Annotated in this window: 15 protein-coding genes; 6 read left to right on the plus strand and 9 right to left on the minus strand. The window is 45.6% G+C overall.

Annotated elements, in window-relative coordinates; genetic code table 11:
* The first annotated feature begins 79 nt into the window (after positions 1-79).
* From scpA to corA, 5 genes are all read left to right on the plus strand, one after another.
* Complete coding sequence (scpA, locus tag ABV001_RS08015; RefSeq protein ID WP_352422310.1) at positions 80-2,227, plus strand: methylmalonyl-CoA mutase; 2,148 nt, start codon at positions 80-82, stop codon at positions 2,225-2,227.
* 316 nt (positions 2,228-2,543) lie between these two features.
* Positions 2,544-3,638 (plus strand): PCMD domain-containing protein, encoded by a 1,095-nt coding sequence (locus ABV001_RS08020; protein ID WP_352422311.1) that lies wholly within the window; start codon positions 2,544-2,546, stop codon positions 3,636-3,638.
* Between the two features lie 36 nt (positions 3,639-3,674).
* Positions 3,675-4,460: an outer membrane beta-barrel protein gene (locus tag ABV001_RS08025; RefSeq protein ID WP_352422312.1), complete on the plus strand. Its 786-nt coding sequence runs from the start codon at positions 3,675-3,677 to the stop codon at positions 4,458-4,460.
* Positions 4,461-4,603: 143 nt separating this feature from the next.
* Positions 4,604-4,900: a HigA family addiction module antitoxin gene (locus ABV001_RS08030; protein WP_352422313.1), complete on the plus strand. Its 297-nt coding sequence runs from the start codon at positions 4,604-4,606 to the stop codon at positions 4,898-4,900.
* Positions 4,893-5,945 carry a magnesium/cobalt transporter CorA gene (gene corA, locus ABV001_RS08035; RefSeq protein WP_352422314.1) on the plus strand — a complete coding sequence of 351 codons (1,053 nt, stop codon included), beginning with the start codon at positions 4,893-4,895 and terminating at the stop codon, positions 5,943-5,945. The genes ABV001_RS08030 and corA overlap by 8 nt, the downstream gene beginning before the upstream one ends.
* A 23-nt stretch (positions 5,946-5,968) precedes the next feature.
* Here the strand turns inward: corA and ABV001_RS08040 are convergent, their stop codons facing one another.
* The 9 genes from ABV001_RS08040 to ABV001_RS08080 form a co-directional block, all read right to left on the minus strand.
* On the minus strand, positions 5,969-6,670 hold the full coding sequence (locus ABV001_RS08040; protein WP_352422315.1) for a DUF4919 domain-containing protein: 702 nt from the start codon (positions 6,668-6,670) through the stop codon (positions 5,969-5,971).
* A gap of 158 nt (positions 6,671-6,828) precedes the next feature.
* Positions 6,829-7,710 (minus strand): ACP S-malonyltransferase, encoded by an 882-nt coding sequence (gene fabD, locus ABV001_RS08045; protein ID WP_352422316.1) that lies wholly within the window; start codon positions 7,708-7,710, stop codon positions 6,829-6,831.
* Between the two features lie 340 nt (positions 7,711-8,050).
* Positions 8,051-9,703 carry an AMP-binding protein gene (locus tag ABV001_RS08050; protein ID WP_352422317.1) on the minus strand — a complete coding sequence of 551 codons (1,653 nt, stop codon included), beginning with the start codon at positions 9,701-9,703 and terminating at the stop codon, positions 8,051-8,053.
* 86 nt (positions 9,704-9,789) lie between these two features.
* The gene (locus ABV001_RS08055) at positions 9,790-10,350 is read right to left on the minus strand and encodes a helix-turn-helix domain-containing protein (RefSeq protein ID WP_352422318.1); all 561 of its coding nucleotides are present in this window, start codon (positions 10,348-10,350) and stop codon (positions 9,790-9,792) included.
* A 64-nt stretch (positions 10,351-10,414) separates the two neighbouring features.
* Positions 10,415-11,209 (minus strand): zinc transporter ZupT, encoded by a 795-nt coding sequence (gene zupT, locus ABV001_RS08060; RefSeq protein WP_352422319.1) that lies wholly within the window; start codon positions 11,207-11,209, stop codon positions 10,415-10,417.
* Positions 11,209-11,994: an inositol monophosphatase family protein gene (locus ABV001_RS08065; RefSeq protein WP_352422320.1), complete on the minus strand. Its 786-nt coding sequence runs from the start codon at positions 11,992-11,994 to the stop codon at positions 11,209-11,211. Before ABV001_RS08065 ends, zupT begins: the two co-directional genes overlap by 1 nt.
* 97 nt (positions 11,995-12,091) lie before the next feature.
* A complete protein-coding gene (locus tag ABV001_RS08070; protein WP_352422321.1) occupies positions 12,092-14,635 on the minus strand; it encodes a S9 family peptidase in 2,544 nt (847 codons plus the stop codon).
* 147 nt (positions 14,636-14,782) lie between these two features.
* Positions 14,783-15,607, minus strand: coding sequence for a 4-(cytidine 5'-diphospho)-2-C-methyl-D-erythritol kinase (gene ispE, locus ABV001_RS08075; protein ID WP_352422322.1), 825 nt, complete (start codon positions 15,605-15,607; stop codon positions 14,783-14,785).
* 197 nt (positions 15,608-15,804) lie between these two features.
* Positions 15,805-17,979, minus strand: a complete 2,175-nt coding sequence (locus tag ABV001_RS08080) for a DUF5686 family protein (protein ID WP_352422323.1) — start codon at positions 17,977-17,979, stop codon at positions 15,805-15,807.
* A gap of 197 nt (positions 17,980-18,176) precedes the next feature.
* Between ABV001_RS08080 and ABV001_RS08085 the strand changes: the two genes are divergently transcribed.
* On the plus strand, positions 18,177-18,878 hold the full coding sequence (locus ABV001_RS08085; protein ID WP_323423430.1) for a Crp/Fnr family transcriptional regulator: 702 nt from the start codon (positions 18,177-18,179) through the stop codon (positions 18,876-18,878).
* Positions 18,879-18,883 lie beyond the last annotated feature (5 nt).

Raw genomic sequence — 18,883 nt, forward strand, 5'->3', positions numbered from 1 at the left:
AAACAAACGAATCAATTCCAACGCTTTTGTTTTTTTAAGTCTGAAAGTCTTGGATCTTGGTTCTAAAAGTCTAAATAATATGAAACCGAATTTTAAAGGTATCAATATTCACTCAGATGGTTTTGCGTCGACCGATGTGGCCGGATGGGCTGAAAAAAATGAGATCAAAGCCGATTGGCTTACGCCGGAACAGATTCCGGTGAAACCGGTCTACACGAAAGAAGACCTTGAAGGCATGGAACATCTGAACTATGCCGCCGGTGTGGCGCCCTATCTGCGCGGACCTTATTCCACGATGTATGTGATGCGTCCGTGGACTATCCGCCAGTATGCGGGATTCTCAACAGCAGAAGAATCCAATGCTTTCTACCGCCGTAACCTTGCTTCGGGGCAGAAAGGGCTCTCTGTGGCGTTCGACCTGCCCACGCATCGCGGTTATGACGCCGACAACGAGAGGGTAGTGGGCGACGTGGGGAAAGCCGGTGTTTCTATCTGCTCGGTGGAAGACATGAAAATATTGTTCGATGGTATTCCACTCAACAAGATGTCGGTGTCCATGACCATGAACGGCGCCGTACTGCCCGTCCTGGCATTCTACATTGTAGCGGCACAGGAGCAGGGAGCAGAACTGGGGGAGATGGCCGGTACCATTCAGAATGATATCCTGAAAGAGTTCATGGTGCGGAATACCTATATCTATCCGCCTGAATTCTCGATGAAGATTATCGCCGATATTTTTGAATTTACATCTCAAAAGATGCCTAAGTTCAACTCTATCTCCATCTCCGGATATCACATGCAGGAAGCAGGTGCTACTGCCGATATTGAATTGGCATACACTTTGGCTGACGGGATTGAGTACCTGCGGGCAGGTATCAATGCCGGTATCGATGTGGATGCTTTTGCACCGCGACTCTCCTTCTTCTGGGCGATCGGGATGAACCATTTTATGGAAATAGCCAAGATGCGCGCTGCGCGTCTCCTCTGGGCCAAGATCGTGAAGAGTTTCGGTGCCAAAAATCCCAAATCGATGGCGTTGCGTACCCACTCCCAGACATCGGGATGGTCGCTCACCGAACAGGATCCGTTCAACAACATAGGACGCACCTGTATCGAGGCAATGGCTGCCGCACTCGGACATACACAGTCGCTCCATACCAACGCGCTCGACGAGGCCATCGCTTTGCCGACCGACTTCTCGGCCCGTATCGCCCGTAACACCCAGATTTATATCCAGGAAGAGACCCAGATTACCCGTCAGGTCGACCCGTGGGCCGGTTCTTACTATGTGGAGTCACTCACACAGGAATTGGTCGATAAGGCATGGGCACACATCCAGGAGGTGGAAGAATTGGGCGGAATGGCAAAGGCCATCGAGACCGGTATTCCCAAAATGCGTATCGAGGAAGCAGCTGCCCGCACACAGGCACGTATCGACTCGGGCGTGCAGGCCATCATCGGGGTGAACCGCTACAGGCTCGACCACGAAGATCCGATCGACATCCTCGATATCGATAATACGGAGGTGCGCAAGCAGCAGGTAGAGCGTCTCAACCAACTGAAGGCAACACGCGATAACGAAGCTGTGAAGAAGGCACTCGATGCCATCACCCGCTGTGTGGAAACCAAACAGGGTAACCTCCTCGAACTCTCAGTAGAGGCAGCACGCGTACGTGCTACACTGGGAGAGATTTCCGACGCATGTGAGAAAATAGTAGGACGTTATAATGCAGTAATCAGAACAATTTCAGGCGTGTATTCAGCAGAATCAAAAGAGGCTCCCACGCTCGCAAAAGCACGTGCCCTCACAGACCAGTTTGCCCAAAAAGAAGGCCGCAGGCCCAGGATTATGGTAGCCAAGATGGGACAGGACGGACACGACCGTGGCGCCAAGGTGGTGGCTACCGGTTATGCCGACTGTGGGTTTGACGTGGATATGGGGCCATTGTTCCAGACCCCCGCTGAAGCAGCTCGCCAGGCTGTGGAGAATGATGTGCATGTGTTAGGCGTATCTTCATTGGCTGCCGGACATAAGACACTTGTGCCGCAGGTAATTGAAGAACTCAAACGGTTGGGACGCCCCGATATTGTGGTCATCGCGGGGGGCGTAATTCCCGCACAGGATTACGACTTTCTCTACAAGACAGGTGTGGCGGCTATTTTCGGCCCGGGAAGCTCCATCACCGAATCAGCATGCCAGATCATGCATGTGTTGATGAATGACTAATTAAGTCTATATTTTTTATATTTATAGTTTTGCTCCCCGATCCGGTTTGTATTAAACTGGGTCGGGAGTAGTTGTATATGCTGGAGAATAACTTTTGGGGACTGATTTTGTACAGTTGGGGGCTCAAATTCGTTATTTTGGTGAATACGTGAAAACAGGGGTAGTATGATCACGTAACTTTGTATCAAATTTTAAGTCTTGAGCCTACTTGAGAATGTCTTTTTTACCAAAAATTTACCTCCTCCAGAGTTCTGGAGGGGATTGAGAAAGTGTGCTTTTTAGAGGGGATTTATAAATGATTTTTAAGATAGAAACAATGAGAAAACTTTTTTTAAATTTTATTATTACGTTGCTAATAATTCCCTTGTGCGTATCTTGTATCAAGGACGAAGCAATGAATGCGGAAGCGGATATCAATTCGGCCACCATTGAGAATTCGGCAGAACTGCTGCAAACCACTCCCATCATTGGTGATAAAACGGTAATGTTCCGTTTGAAAGAATATCAGGATAATTATACCTTTGCACCCCAATTTACACTGACTCCCGGTGCGATTATCGAGCCGGTGAGCGGCACGGAATTCGATTTTCTTACGCCGCACCAATACACGGTGACATCAGAAGATGGCGTCTGGCAGAAAACCTATACGGTGTCTTTTGTGGTGAGCAATAATATCCTTTTTAAGTACTCATTCCAGAATGTGGATCTTATTAATGATCGTTATCATAAGTTTTATGAAGACACTCCCGGAGGAAAACTGGAAGATTGGGATAGTGGTAATCAGGGATTTAGTATATTGGCAGCCATTTTGGGTGCTAAGTCGCCGTCTGACTACCCGACTTCGCAAACGCCCGATGGATATGAGGGTAATGGTGTGATAATGCAAACCAAAGACACCGGCCCAATGGGAGCTACGTTTGGTTCCCCATTGGCTGCAGGCAATCTGTTTCTTGGCAATTTTGAAACGAACTTCCCCGCCATAAGGTCCACACGCTTTGGCCAACCCTACAATAATAAAAAAGCGCCTGTGACGGTCTCAGGCTATTTCAAGTATAAGGCGGGTGAGAATTTTATCGCAAACAATCTTCCTTCCGAATTAGAAAAAGATACTTGGGATGCCTATGCCATCTTATTTGAAAAAAGGGAAGAAGAGAACTATCTCCTGGGCGATCATAATTTTGAAGATGAGAGAATAGTAAATATTGCACGGATTAGTGACGATTTTCGGATCGAGACCGATGAATGGCTACCGTTTGAAATGTCGTTTGATTGGGAAGGAAAATCTTTTGATCCCAATGCGGAATATATGTACACTATTGTGTTCTCCTCCAGCAAGGAAGGCGACAGGTTCAATGGTGCGGTCGGCAGCACGCTGTGGATTGATGAGGTAGAGATAATAACGGAAGAATAACAAATCAAATTTACGCTTAAGATGAAACAATTTTATATGCAAAAAAGAAATAACCGGATTATACTCTCAATCTGTATAGTCATGCTGACTTGTGTAAGTAGCTCCAATGCGTCGGATAATTCAGGCGTCCGACACTTTTTTACCACAAATATCGATTACGGAGTGGATGCACATTTCAGCCTTGGAGGCTCACTTCCGGTTGATTTCCCCCGTGAGATCAGAAAAATTGAATCATACAATCCCGGGTTGCAGACAGGAATAGGAGTGCACGCCACTAAATGGTTCTCCGACACGAAAGATTGGGGTATCCGCCTGCAGGTGGGTGTGGAGCGAAAGGGAATGAAAACCGAAGCCCGCGTGAAGAACTACCTGACTGAAATTATTCAGGACCAGTCCTCTGTGAGAGGTTACTATACGGGATTGGTGAAGACCGAAGTGGGCAACACCTTTGTCGTTATTCCTGTCTCCCTGGTTTACGGCCTCTCCGACCGGGTAAACCTTTATGGTGGTTTCCGTGCCTCTTTCGTGATTGATAAAGGCTTTAAAGGATATGTAAGTGACGGGTATCTGCGAGAAGAGACTCCGGTTGGTCCAAAAATATCCTTCGAAGATGGTAGCCGGGCCGCCTATGACTTCTCCTCGGAATTGAATACTGTACAGTGGGGAACACAATTGGGTGCAGAATGGTCAATGAGAAATAATTTTAAAATCTTCTCGCATATAGATTATACCTTCACCAGCTTGCTCGATAAAGATTTTGCGGCAATTTCGTTCAATATGCACAATATCTATTTGAATATTGGCTTTGGGTATAATTTTTAGGATGAATTAAAACCATACTGACATCCTACTAATTATTATGCGCTGAAAATGACCCTTTCCGGTGGAACAAATCTTCATCGGAAAGGTTTTTTTTAAATAAATACTGTATATTTGAATTTTATAGATTATCACTAAAGGCGATTATGAATAAACATCAGGATATACACATTCATCCAGGGGAGATTTTATTAGAGGATGTAATCAAACCTGCCGGAGTGACTATCGGAGAAGCTGCTGATAGATTGAAGGTGAGCCGTTTGACGTTATCGAAAATATTGAACGGTCGGGGAGGAATTACTCCTAATATTGCATTGAGATTAGCCGTTTTCGGAGGAAAAGCCGATTTCTGGTTACGTTTGCAACGAACGTATGATCTGGAGGAAGAACGTCGTAATTTACTTCTTCACCCTGTTCATTTAGAAAAGTTTCGTTATGCTTAAGCGCAAGGAAGATATAGGGCTCTCACCGTATGAACTGAAATTTCGCGGCCGGCACCGCTCCGCAGAGGTACGAATGACCCTTTTCGATATTGATTTTGAAACGGTAGACCAATCGGAGATCAACTCGGTAGAGGAGTTGTTACCCTATAAAAACAGCGACAGGCTCACCTGGCTGAATGTCGACGGACTGCATAATGAGCAACTGATGCAGGAATTGGTGGATACCTTGCAGATTCCTGCCGATATCCTGTCGGATGTGATGCAACCGGGTACGCGTCCCCAGATGGAAGAGTTTGATAACGGCCTTTTTGTTTCCCTGAAAATGATGCAACTCAACGAAAAGACTAATCAGGTTTCAATTGATAATCTGAGCCTTGTGATCATGGATAAGCTGCTGATCACTTTTCAGGAGGAAAAGAATGAATTGTTCAATCCGGTCAGGGTACGGATCAGAAAGCATTCCAAAAGATTCAGGACATTGGGGGCCGATTATCTGGCCTTTGCCTTGCTGGACGTCGTAATTGATAATTACATCTTTATCCTGGGCAGACTCGGCGAAAAGATTGAAAACCTTGAAAACAAGATGGTCATGGAGCCGGGCAGGGAAACACTCAAAATCATCAATCTGCTCAAGCGAGAACTCACTAATCTGGCACGCTATATAAGACCTGCCAGGGAAATGATTATGGGACTTGTAAAATCAGACAGTGATTTTATTATCCCGGTAAACGAAAAACACTATAAAGAGTTGCAGGATAATATCAACCAGGCGGTAGAGTTATTGGAATACTACCGTGAATTATTGTACGATGAGTTGAATATCTATCACTCTTCCATGAGTACCAGACTGAATGATATTATGGCATTGCTCACCATCTTCTCGGTGATATTTATCCCCATCACATTTATAGTGGGTGTCTATGGAATGAATTTCGACAATATGCCGGAATTGCATCTGCGGTATGGTTATTTCATCGTATGGGGCGTAATGGTCGTGATAGCCATCGGGATGCTTTGGTATTTTAAAAAAAGAAAGTGGTTTTGACAACCACTTTACATTTTTAGATGCTACATTTTTCCTCCGCCCCGGGAACTCACATGGTCGATCACAGGGGCGATATTGAAATAGACTCTCTCCACACCGAACCGGTTATCTCCGAGGGTAAGGTAATTCACCTTTTTACTTGAGAGAATTTTATCATTGCCTCCAAAATTATAGCCCAGGAAAGGAAGTATGTCGTATTCGTGTGCCACCTTGATTACATAGAACGGAGTTTTATCCGACATTCCGTCGCCCGTACCTGCAATCGCATTTTGTACGATCCGTCGTTGTTGTGCCACCTTTTTATACTCTTCGGTATTGTTCTGTTGCGCGAGCACTAACAATTTAGCGTTTAACGCACGCAGGTTGAACGGATCTTCCAATAATAGTGCATTCGAATATTCAAGTATATTGGCGTAATCAGTCGGTGAGAATGATTTTTTTGATAATACTTGTGCCAGTTGATTGTTATAAGCGGAGGTATCCGTCGGCATATACTGCGGCTGATAGATAAAGCCGAAATAAAGATGTCGTCCTTCTTCAAGGGTCATCTTTTCGTCACCGGCCATATATTTTTCCATCAGTTTGGGATAATAATAGGTGGAAGTCGATTCTTTTATATTCCTTTCTATCTGCGCATAATCCGGAGCGCTGAAAAATTCGTCCTGTGCGTGTGCCGAAAGTGCTACAGTTGCGATAAGGGTACATATAAACAATAATTTTTGCATAGTTTTCTATTTTAGTAATGAACTTATTAATACAAATGTATTTTCTAAATTCGATTTTAACAAAAAAAATAAGATAACAAACCTTAAAGGCACTGAGAAACCGGAGCAGGACACTATACCAGCTCCGGTTATTGTTCTTTAATCCGAATAAAATCAGATTATTGTTCTCCAGAGACAGTAACGCTTCTATCGATCTTCGAGATCAATCCCTGTAGCACGCTGCCTGGACCGAGTTCCACGAATTCCGTGGCGCCGTCGGCGATCATCTGGTGTACCGATTGCGTCCATTTTACCGGTGAGGTCAGTTGCGCGATCAGATTCTTCTTGATGGTGTCCGGATCGGTTTCACCGGTAGTAGATACGTTTTGGTATACCGGGCAGACCGGTGTGGCAAAAGGAGTCGATTCAATAGCTTCCGACAATTCTACACGGGCAGGCTCCATCAGCGGTGAGTGAAAAGCACCGCCGACCTTCAATGGCAATGCACGTTTTGCCCCCGCCTCTTTCATCAGTTCGCATGCTTTTTCTATTCCGCTATTGGAACCGGAAATCACGATCTGTCCCGGACAATTGTAATTGGCGGGAACAACGACGTCATCGATAGATGCACAAATCTCTTCCACTTTTTCATCGGGAAGAGCGAGAATAGCAGCCATAGTAGAAGGGTTCGCTTCACATGCCTTTTGCATGGCCAGCGCGCGGGCATATACCAGTTTTAGCCCATCCTCAAATGATAAGGCTCCGGCGGCTACCAACGCCGAAAACTCTCCCAGCGAATGACCTGCGGTCATATCAGGTTGGAACGCTGAGCCCAGTGTTTTTGCCAGGATCACTGAATGGAGGAAGATGGCAGGTTGGGTAACCTTTGTCTGTTTCAGGTCTTCATCCGTCCCGGCAAACATCAGGTCGGTAATCCGGAACCCCAATATATCGTTTGCTTTCTCAAATAATTCTTTTGCTAAGGGCGATGTTTCATACAATCCTTTGCCCATGCCCACGAATTGGGCTCCCTGTCCGGGAAATACATATGCCTTCTTCATATTTTTGATAGTTTAATTATTTAGAGTAAAGAGTAAAGAGTAAAGAGTAAAGAGTAAAGAATAAAGAGTAAAGAACCAAGACTGTTTTGAATTAAGTAATTAGTAATTAGTAATTAGTAATTAGTAATTAGTAATTAGTAATTTGTAATTTGTAATTTGTAATTAGTAATTTGTAATTTGTAATTTGTAATTAGTAATTTGTAATTAGTAATTTGTAATTAGTAATTTGTAATTAGTAATTTGTAATTAGTAATTTGTAATTTGTAATTTGTAATTTGTAATTTGTAATTTGTAATTTGTAATTTGTAATTTGTAATTTGTAATTATTCATATTGTTACATCATTTCTTCCCTCTGATCTCCACCCGGCGAATCTTTCCGCTGATCGTTTTTGGCAGTTCATCGACAAATTCAATCAACCTCGGGTATTTATAGGGAGCGGTCACATTCTTCACATGATCCTGAATTTCGTTGGCCAGTTCGTCGCCCGCCTTATCCTTGTAATCTTCTGCCAGTACAATGGTAGCCTTGATCACTTGACCTCTTATCTCGTCGGGTACGCCGGTGATGGCACATTCCACTACGGCAGGATGGGTCATTACCGCGCTTTCCACTTCAAACGGGCCGATACGGTAACCGGAGCTCTTGATCACATCATCGGTACGTCCCACAAACCAGTAATATCCCTCTTCGTCGCGCCAGGCCATATCACCCGTATGGTACACATGGTCGGCGTATACCTCACGGGTAAGCGCCTCATCGCGGTAATAGCCTTTAAATAGAGAAAGGGGGCGCTTTTCATCGGTATAAAAGACGATCTCTCCCTGTTCTCCGTCCTCGGCCGAACGCCCGTCGTGCGTCAGCAGGTCCATCTTGTAAAGGGGGTTAGGCACCCCCATTGCGCCCGGTTTCGGCTCTATCCAGGGGAAGGTGATGATAGTGGGAGCTGTCTCGGTCTGGCCGAAGGCTTCCATCATCTTGATACCGGTCTGCCTATAAAAAGTCTCGAATACCGAAGGGTTAAGGGCTTCACCTGCCGTGGTGCAATATTCTAATGCCGAAAGGTCGTATTTACTCAGGTCCTCACGGATCAGGAAACGGTAGATGGTGGGAGGAGCGCAAAATGAAGTTACTTTGTACTCGGAAAGCATCCGGAGCATATCCTGTGGAATAAAACGGCCGTCGTAGTCATAGACAAAGATGCAGGCACCCACGATCCACTGTCCATATATCTTTCCCCACACTGCTTTGGCCCATCCGGTGTCGGCTACTGTCAGATGCACACTGTCCTCATGCAGGTTGTGCCAGTATTTGGCGGTAGTGATATGTCCCAGGGGATAGGTGAAATCGTGTACTACCATCTTGGGTTGCCCCGTAGTGCCGGAAGTGAAATAAAGGAGCATGATATCGTCGTTATCATTCACCTTTTCGGGTCTGGCAAACGGAGCTGCCTCTTCCACGCCCCGGTGGAAATCGATCCATCCTTCGGGAATGGTGTCGCCTACCAGAATGCGATGTTGTATGGAGGGTGATTTCAGCATGGCGAGATTTACATGCCCGATCAGGTTCTCATCCTGCACTGCTACGATTGCTTTTATATCCGCTGCGTTGTTGCGGTAAATAATATCTTTGTCGGTCAGCAAGTGGGTAGCCGGGATTGCGATGGCACCGATCTTGTGTAGAGCCAGGATAGTGGGCCAGAACTCAATGCTTCGTTTCAGGACAAGCATCACCATATCCCCTTTGCCGATGCCGAGCGATTGGAGAAAAGAGGCCGTTTTGTCTGATAGTGTCTTCAGTTCACCGAACGTCAGATCCCTATGCGCCCCTTTGTCGTTTGTCCAGCAGAGTGCCCGTTTTTCAGGGTTTGTCCTTGCCCATTCGTCCGTCACATCATACGCAAAATTGAAGTTTTCGGGCACAGAGATATCGTAATGGTCGATAAAATCCTGGTGCGAACTGAATGAGGTTTTCTTTACAAATTTTTCTAACATGATAACCGTATTATGACCTCAAGATCTTTATTTTGGAAAGATCCCGACGATTGGAAGAAAGTATTTTATTTTTATTGATTACGGGATTACGGGTAAAGGATGACTGCAAGGAATTTCACCGGGTTGTTGCCAAGCGCCTTCATTCCGTGTGGTAGCGACGAATCGAAATAGATGCTGTCACCTTCTTCCAATACCATGTCTTTGCCATTGATATGTAACATCATGCTTCCTTCCAACACCATGTTGAATTCCTGTCCCGCATGGATATTCTGATAGAAATCGGTATCCATGGGCTTGGGCTCTACCGTGACCACGAAAATCTCTGCTACATTATTGTTGAACCCGGAGGTGAGTGACTGGTACTTATAGGCTGAAACTCTTTCCACACTTACACCTTTATCTTTCCGGGTAATAAAATAAGCGTTCATTCGTGGTTCTGTGCCGAACATAAGGGTTCCCATATCCACATTGAACTCTCGCTCGATACGTTGCAAAAACGAGACGGAGATATCTTTCTCTCCCGTTTCAAATTGGAGGTAATCATCGGTATCTACTTCCAGCCTGTGGGCCATTTCATCGGGAGAGAGGTCGATCGCATCGCGCAACCCTTTAATCCGTTCCCCGATCTGTTTAATATCTGTAGTCATTTCCGTATCTGTATGAATGTTGATAGACCAATGCAAAAAGATAAACAAAAATAATCTTTTTTATTCAGACGAACAAATAGAGGCTTAACGCCATAATGGCCATGCCCACTATCAACCCGATTATGGAGAGATGATGTTTACCGTATTTCTCCGCAGTAGGTAACAATTCATCCAGGGAAATAAATACCATTATTCCCGCAACAACCGAGAGAATCAATGCATCCAACACCGGATTCCAGAAAGGAAGCAGGAACAGGAACGCGATCACCGCACCTAAAGGCTCTGCCAGTCCCGAAGCAAATGATAACCAGAATGCTTTTTTCTTGCTGCCCGTAGCGTGATAGATGGGAACCGACACCGCAATCCCTTCAGGGATATTGTGGATGGCGATGGCTGCTGTAATAGGAATAGCCACTTCAAAGGAATTCAACGCCGACATAAAGGTGGCAATACCTTCGGGAAAGTTGTGGATGGCGATGGTGATGGCCGTGACCATCCCTGTTTGTTTCAGCCGGTAGTTTGTATTCATCTCTTCCACGCCATGTATTTCATGCGGGTTCTGTGACTTGGGTACTAAAAAGTCTATCAGTGAGATCAGGACAATCCCTCCGAAAAAACCGAGGATCATATATAACATCCCCATTTTATTTCCAAACGCCCCGGTTAGGGAGCCTAATGAATTAGGCATCAACTCCATGAAGGATACATAGATCATCACCCCTGCGGAAAGCCCCAGTGAGAAACTCAGAAAACTGGTGTTGGTGCGTTTTGCTAAAAATGCCGTCAAACTGCCGATACCGGTACATAAACCGGCAAAAAGGGTTAGCAGTAATGCCACTAAAACAGTCTGGTTATCCATTAGTCCCCTTGTATGATGGTTTCCATAACTTCCTGATGAATGATACCGTTTGAAGCGACCAGTTCCTTGTCGAAAATATAATTATCCCCTCCGGAAAAGTCGGTGCATTTTCCACCTGCACATTGCAGGATAAATGCTCCGGCAGCCACATCCCAAGGTGAGAGACCGCTATGGAAATAAGCGTCGCTCACACCTGCTGCCACATAACATATTTCCAGCGCTGCCGACCCCTTGATGCGGAAACTGCATTTGCGAAATTGCTTCATGGCATTCTCCAGTATCTTTTCTCCTCTCTCGTCTAAACTGTATGGGATACCGAACCCGATATAACCATTCACTAAGGTGGACTGGCTGCTCACGGTTATCGGATGATCATTCAAAAATACCTTTCTCGCACCCGTGGCACAATACATCTGTGAAGCCAACGGATCGTATACCACGCCCAGGACAGTCTCTTTTCCTCTTATCAGGGCGATACTGACTGAAAAAGGAGAGTCCCCGTGGACATAGTTGGTGGTACCGTCCAGTGGATCGATGATCCAGGTGAATTCTTTCTGTTCAAAGCCTACAGTCCCCTCTTCGGTGAGGAACCCCGCTCCGGGAATCAATTCTCTTAATCCCTCCACCAGCCTGTTCTCTGCCTCTTTATCGATATAGGTCACATAATTGCGTGTGCCTTTCAACTCGACATCCTTCTTCATCAAGGCTGCTTGCTCCTCTCTCAGGTATGTCCCCACAGAGAATGCCAATTCTTTCACCTTATCACAAATCTTTTCCAGATCCATATTTTTGAAATTACTAATTACGTAAGAACTAAAAACTAAGAATTAAAAAAACTTAAACACCCAGGCACTTTTTCACTTTCCCACCTTTCTACATATATCACTCATTCGGGAACATCGAATCCCACCAACGGGCGTCGTTCTTCAGCCATTTGGCGAACCATGCATAAATGGCGTTATTCCAGGCGATCCGCTTGTCGTAATCGTAGATGGCATGGTTTTCACCATCCACCTGGATAAACTCCACTTCCTTGCCGAGCAGTTTCAGGGCGTTATACATCTGGATACTTTCGCCGATAGGCACGTTGGTGTCGACCGTTCCGTGCAAGAGCAGCAACGGCGTTTTGATCTTGTCGGCAGAAAAGAGCGGGCTTTGCTTCACATAGAGGTCAGGGTTATTCCAGGGGTAGCTGCCCGCACTGGCTCCTGCGCTGTAGGAGTAACCCCAATAGCCTTCACCCCAGTAGCTGGTGATATTGCTGATACCGGCGTGTGATACCGAAGCGGTGAACAGGTCGGTTTTTGTAATAAGGTATTGTGTCATAAATCCTCCGTACGATGCACCTATATTACCGATCCTGGTGCCATCCACAAAAGAGTGGGAGGCAACAAATGCTTTGGTCCCTTCTATGATTTCCCCGGCGGTCCGGTCGCCCCACGCATTCACATGGCGGGCGGAAAACTCCTGTCCGTAGCCTGTGGTACCGCTCGGTTGTAATGTATAGACCACGTAATCCTGCGCGGCATAGACATGTAACGGATAAGTGCTTTCAAATGTTCGTGCCGTGGGACTGGTTCCACCATAGTAATAAACGATCAGCGGGTATTTTTTCTTCGGATCGAAGTTGGGAGGCAGGTAGTAACGTCCTTCGATTACGTCGCCGGAGGAGCTGGTAAACTGCCAGTCCTTTACTTCACCCAATTGCAACGTATTGAGCCGTTCCGCATAAGGGTCGGAGACCAGCGTCGACTCCAACGTCTTCAGATTTAGTAGGTAGCTTCGATTCGAATTGGATGTGCTTACTCCCGTATAAGTCGCCCATGCGGCATTTTCAGCGATATTGAATGAGCGGATCACATCTTCTTTGAGAGGCAAGAGATCGAATTTTTTCCGTTTCGGATCATAACGGTATATATTTGCACGGTCGCCCTCCTCCACACGATAGTAGATATATCCATCCTGTGCGTTCCATTCCTGTGCGTTAATGGCCGGATCGAAATTTTTGGTGACCGGTTCCACCTGCCGGGTAGCCAGGTTCATAATGAACGACTGCGTGTCGTAGCTGTTGGCGATCTGTCCCTCCTTGATATTGAGGCCGATTCCGCTGAATGCTTCCGGGGCCCCGTGGATCAGCAGTTGCTTTCCGTCGGGCGAAAATTGGGCCGAGTAGGCATAAGCTTCATTTTTCCAGATCGTATCGAGTTCCATGGATTCCAAGTCCAGCATATAGAGCGAACTTCTGCGGAAAGGACGTTCCGTAAGGTATTCCTCCGAAGTGGAGAAGAGCAGTTTCTTTACATCGTCTGTTATGTCGTTGAGCGATGCTGTCTGCTGTCCGAAGGTGAGTTGTTGGGTGAGTCCGGTATCGAAGAAATGGCGGTAAAGATAGTAACGGTCACGGTAACCCGGTTGCCTGTCGTCAATCCCAAGTAGTCGTCTTAATCCGCCGGGATTACTGACCGTGATGCTTTCTTTCGTGGAGAAAAAGACCGATCGTTCGTCGGGTGCCATATGGAAGTTCTCTTTCGGCAATCCTTCGGCAATAATTTTGGTCTCCGTCGTGAGTGGATCCAGAGTATAGAGAGCCCGTCCGCCGTTATCGTCGGATACATAATAGAGCAAATCCGATTGGGGCATCCAGCTCAGTTGTGCTCTGCCGCCCGGCTCCGAAAAGATCGTCCGCTTCTGTTTGGCATCGTATATCTCCGTGTAGGTGCGATTATTTCCGCCTGACAAGGTCTCCCGCAGATTCAGCAACAGGAACCGTCCGCTGGGTGAAATGGAGGAACTATTCACCCTCTTTCCTTCCAGGATATCTTTGATATTGATCCTTCTCTTGTCCGTATTATTAAATGAATAGATGAGCAGGGAATCTTTCTCGTCGGGTTTCAGTTCGATCTTTACGGCGGGACCGGCCTTATATTCTGCCGAGGTGAGCATCTTGATGATGATACGTATATTATTAGCCGGCCCGTTCAGGTTCGTATCCACCGACCCCGCATGGTGCAGGCTGTCGTTCACCTGTGTTTTGGTGCCCCGCTTCACATCATCAATCCACAACTCCAGGGGATTGGGTGACGTCACGGTCAGTTTCCCTTTGCCATAGCGGTCGCTACTGACAAAGAAAGAGAACAATTGCAATGCTTCTCCCTGTGACGGTTTGGCCAGGTTGAAGAATCCGGCCGTATCCGGTGCCAGCTCCGTGGTAAACCGTTCCTGTGACGGAAAGGAAACGGGATAGGCGAGTAGCTTTTCATCCGAAAAGGCAGATTTATTGAGATTCACACTGTCCAGCATTACGGGTTTCTGTACCGGAATAGGGTCGAAAGAATATATCTTTTCCGGCATCAGCGGTTGCTGGGCCTTTAAGACTGAAGCTGCCAGTAATATATTGATAATCAGAGTTGGTATATGTCGAATCATAATTTATAAACTAAGAACTAAAAGTGAAAACTAAAGAAGTTGAGAAGTTGAGAAACTGAGAAGTTAAGAAGCTGAGAAGTGTTGTATCTTCAATGAACCCTTATTCAACCACACATCATCACATCTCCATATCAGTAACTCATCATATCACTTTTCCCCGCTCCATACGAAATGTCCGTCGAATTTTCCATGCCAATCGGGTTCCTTTTCAAAAAGGCCGAAGACGGATGATCCCGATCCGCTCATGGAAGCATATACCGCTCCCATTTCGTAAAGTTGAGTTTTGATCTTGCAAATTTCGGGAAATTTTTTGAAAACCGGTGCCTCGAAGTCATTTTTCAGTAATTCCCTCCATGTTTCGGGTGGCTTCCGGATGATTTCTTTGAGCGGCAACTCCGGTTTTCCTGGAGTGATCATCGCGTAAGCCTCTTTGGTGGAGACCATGATATCTGGTTTGACCAGTAAGAGTGCGTAGTTGCTTACATCTAATTCTATAGGCTCCAGTTTGTCTCCGATGCCTGTCGCGAAAGCCGGCTTGTTGAAGATAAAAAAAGGACAGTCGGCACCCAGGCGGGCGGCACGCAATATCAGTTCCTCTTTTGAGTACCCCAAATTGAAAGTCTCGTTGAGCAGGTTGAGCATAAAAGCCGCGTTTGAAGAACCGCCACCCAATCCCGCACCGGATGGGATCTTTTTGAGTAGATGGATATCTATTTCCGGCAATTTTTTCTCTGCGGCGATTAAATTCAACGCTTTGATGACCAAATTGGTCTCTGGGGATCCCTCAATCGGGATGCCTGTTGAAAAAAAACGGTACTTCATTTCTCCCCCGTCATCCTCAGTCGGCACGATCTCCAGGGCGTCTTTCAGTCCGATCGGATAAAAAACGGTCTCCAGATTGTGGTAACCATCATTTCGGCGAGAAACAACGTGAAGCCCTATATTAATTTTTGCATTGGGAAAACAGATCATGAGCTGCTTAACTTTTCAATAAATTTTTTCTATTTTCATATTAGGTAAAACCAGAATTGTTCCCGATCCTACTTCACAGATTGCTCCCCGCAAATGTACGGATTTTATTCCATTTTCTCACTTCCCCCACATTCCGCTTTTCCACCTTTTCATCTCTTCACTTCACCACTCAGGCACCTAACCACTCAGGCACTTTCTCAAAACTCAAGTGTCGCTCTTACGCCCACTTCCCTGAATTTGGCTTGGTGAAAGGCCGTAAAGATGCCGGCATTGAAAAAGCGGTTGCCGATTCCGTAGCCAAGTTCGGTATAAGAGGTGAGTTGCGGGGTGTGCAGGTAACTCAGGTAAATTCGTTCATTTGCGGCAAAGTCGGATATGCCCGGTATGTTTTTCAGTATCAGGAAAGGGGTTTCAAACATGACATGCGCCTGAATATAGGTGTCAAAGGCATTATACAGGCTTCGGCTCAACAGGTTAAACGAACCGTCCCCCAGCCCGTCATTCCAATTTTCCGAATCGTTGTTTTTGGAAAAATAGACAAAATCGACGAAATATTCGGTTTTCTGGTTCATAAACTTACCTGCCCCCAGATGGTATTGAAGGGAATGGCGTAACCCGAATTCGATATTTTGGTTGATGTCGAATTCAATACGGTTATATTGTGATGTGCTGCCGAAGATATTTTGGAAACTACGGGAAAATTCCAGCTTGAAGGTGGGGAAGGAGGAACGTTCATAGATCTTTTGCCGTCCGTCATACCGGTAATATTGCCGTGGTGTCCAACTGACACGGATAAAGGGGGCGAATGACCGCTGGATATGGAACATATTCTCTATCTCTCCATTGTTGTCTGTCTGCTCATCGTCCTGACCGGCTGAGCGCAATTTGCCCATGTTGCCTTTGGGTTTCCTGATGTGATAATCTATCCCTGTGTGCAGGAGCAATCCGTTGGACACTTCATAAGTATTGAAAAGTTTCACGAAATAATCCCTGTAATAATTCACAGAAATGTCTTCGAAATCGATACCCTGTTTGTTGAGGCTGTCCTGTATTTGTTCGACGAAATCCGAACTGTAAATGGGTGTGCCATTCCCGATGGAGATGGAGGAGCTTCCCAGCCGGGGTGGGTCATAATTCCATACCGTGGTGAGGTCGGTAATGAATTCATTGCGGCGGGACATATATTTTCCAAAAACTTTCACATCTACCGAACGGTTATGTTTCAGGTCGAAATTAAAAGAGACTTTTTGGCGATAGGTAATCCCGTCGCGCGAAGTGTATCCCAGCAGTAGCGGGTTGAACAGTCCCGAATATTTAATGGCGGTGGAACGGTACTTGTATCTTGAGTTCATTGCCATGCGTTGTACCTGTTGAGCTATATTAGGTCCATTGAGGGAATCGCTGTGGAGCTTCCGTATGGCTTCCTCTTCTTTTTGCCGTTGCGAATGTTGTGTCAATACATCCACCTCTGCAGCCTGTAAAGGAATCGGACGGTGTTCACTCCAAAAGGTCGAGTCACCCTGTATCGGCACCGAGTCAAGCCTCACTTTGAAAAAATCGCTGATATTGAGAGATCGTGCCGTGTCCGTAGTTTTTCTCAATTCTATATCCTTATAATCGATGGTCGACAGATGCCGGCTGGCTACCACATTGCCCAAATAGGAGGAAGTCTCATAGATAGTGAGTTGCACGGGTAAATAGAGGGTGATCCACTCGCTTCCCATGGTTATTTCAAACGAAAAGTTGGAAATGATGTCAATCCCTTCACCTCTGAAAAAGATCACGCGCCAGGTTCCCTCCTCTATAATAAATGAGCCTTTCAGAAGTTTGGTGTTTTCGTAAATGGGATCGTAGTTGATGCTGTAATAGGTCTTTTCATTTTCGGTGAAGGTGTCCGCCAGGTTGTAACGGTAATATTTCGATGTCTTGAACCTGAGGGGCATGAAAAAACTTTCATCGTAGGCCGTTTCTCCATAAATATTGATGCTCAGCAACTCGAAAGGGATCATTTCAATGTCCCGCTTGCCGGTAAGTGTGCCGGTAACATATTGCACATCCTGCACGTAATTGTTCGGGTAATCGAATCGCAATTCGCTGATGGTCTCAATTAAAGCCGTCTTATTTTTGGGGTCATGCATTACAAAGTCGGGAATCAGATGGGTATGTTTATAGAGGAAATTCTTCTTCAGGGTTTCTATATAGGTGCGTGTATATACTTCCGCTGAGAAACTCTCTACCAGATTGTTATATTTCTCGGCGGCATTCATTGTCTTCTCCATAACGGTATCCACCGGCAGTTCCGTTTGTGAGGCGAAACTTTTAGAAGAAGCAATTATCAGAAACAGGATGTATACAGTGACTTTCCCTTTCATTTATTATAAGGCTGCAAACTTACATTTTTTTTTTGATCGTCGAAAATTTTATAAAGAGGATAATGCCCATAAACTGGTTTTTATTATCGGAAAAAATTATCTAAGAGAGCAAGCTGATAGCAAAAAAGATATTTTTTTATGGTTATTTAGAGAAAAAACGGTACATTTGTGTTTTAGAACATAGTTCTAGAACATTCATGGCCGCAAAGAAAAAAGATGTAATCGATTTATCTTCCTCGTTACCCGATATATGGAGGATGTTGACGGACGCTGAGCGTGAAATGTTGCGCAGGAGCGCCCGTATAGTGCATTTTAAAAAAAATGAACTGATTTATCTCGAGGAAGATACACCTAAGGAGCTGATGTGCCTTTTCACAGGAAAAGTGAAGATCTTTAAAAGTGGAGTGGGGGGGCGTAGCCAGATTATCAGAATTATACGCCCTGTACAATATTTTGGTTACAGGGCTTATTTTGCACGGGAGAATTATGTGACTGCCGCCATGGCATTCGAATCCTGTACTGTTTGTATGATTCCTCTGGATTTGATTGAGAAATTCCTGCGGGGAAATGGTAATTTGGCTTTTTTCTTTATCCAGATGTTGTCGGTTGACCTTGGTATCGCCGATCAACGGGTTGTCAATCTTACGCAGAAGCATGTGCGCGGAAGGTTGGCAGAATCGTTATTGGGCCTGAAGGAAAGCTATGGGCTTGAGGAGGATGGCGCTACCATCAATATTTATCTGGCACGTGAAGACCTGGCCAGTCTCTCCAATATGACCACCTCCAACGCTATCCGAACCCTTTCCAATTTTGTAAACGAACGTATTATTGCCATCGATGGAAGAAAAATAAAGATTATCGATGAAGAGCGACTCCACAAGATAAGCCGCATGGGATAAATATC

This window comes from Proteiniphilum sp. (assembly GCF_040307845.1).
In the GTDB taxonomy this organism is placed as follows: Bacteria; Bacteroidota; Bacteroidia; order Bacteroidales; family Dysgonomonadaceae; genus Proteiniphilum.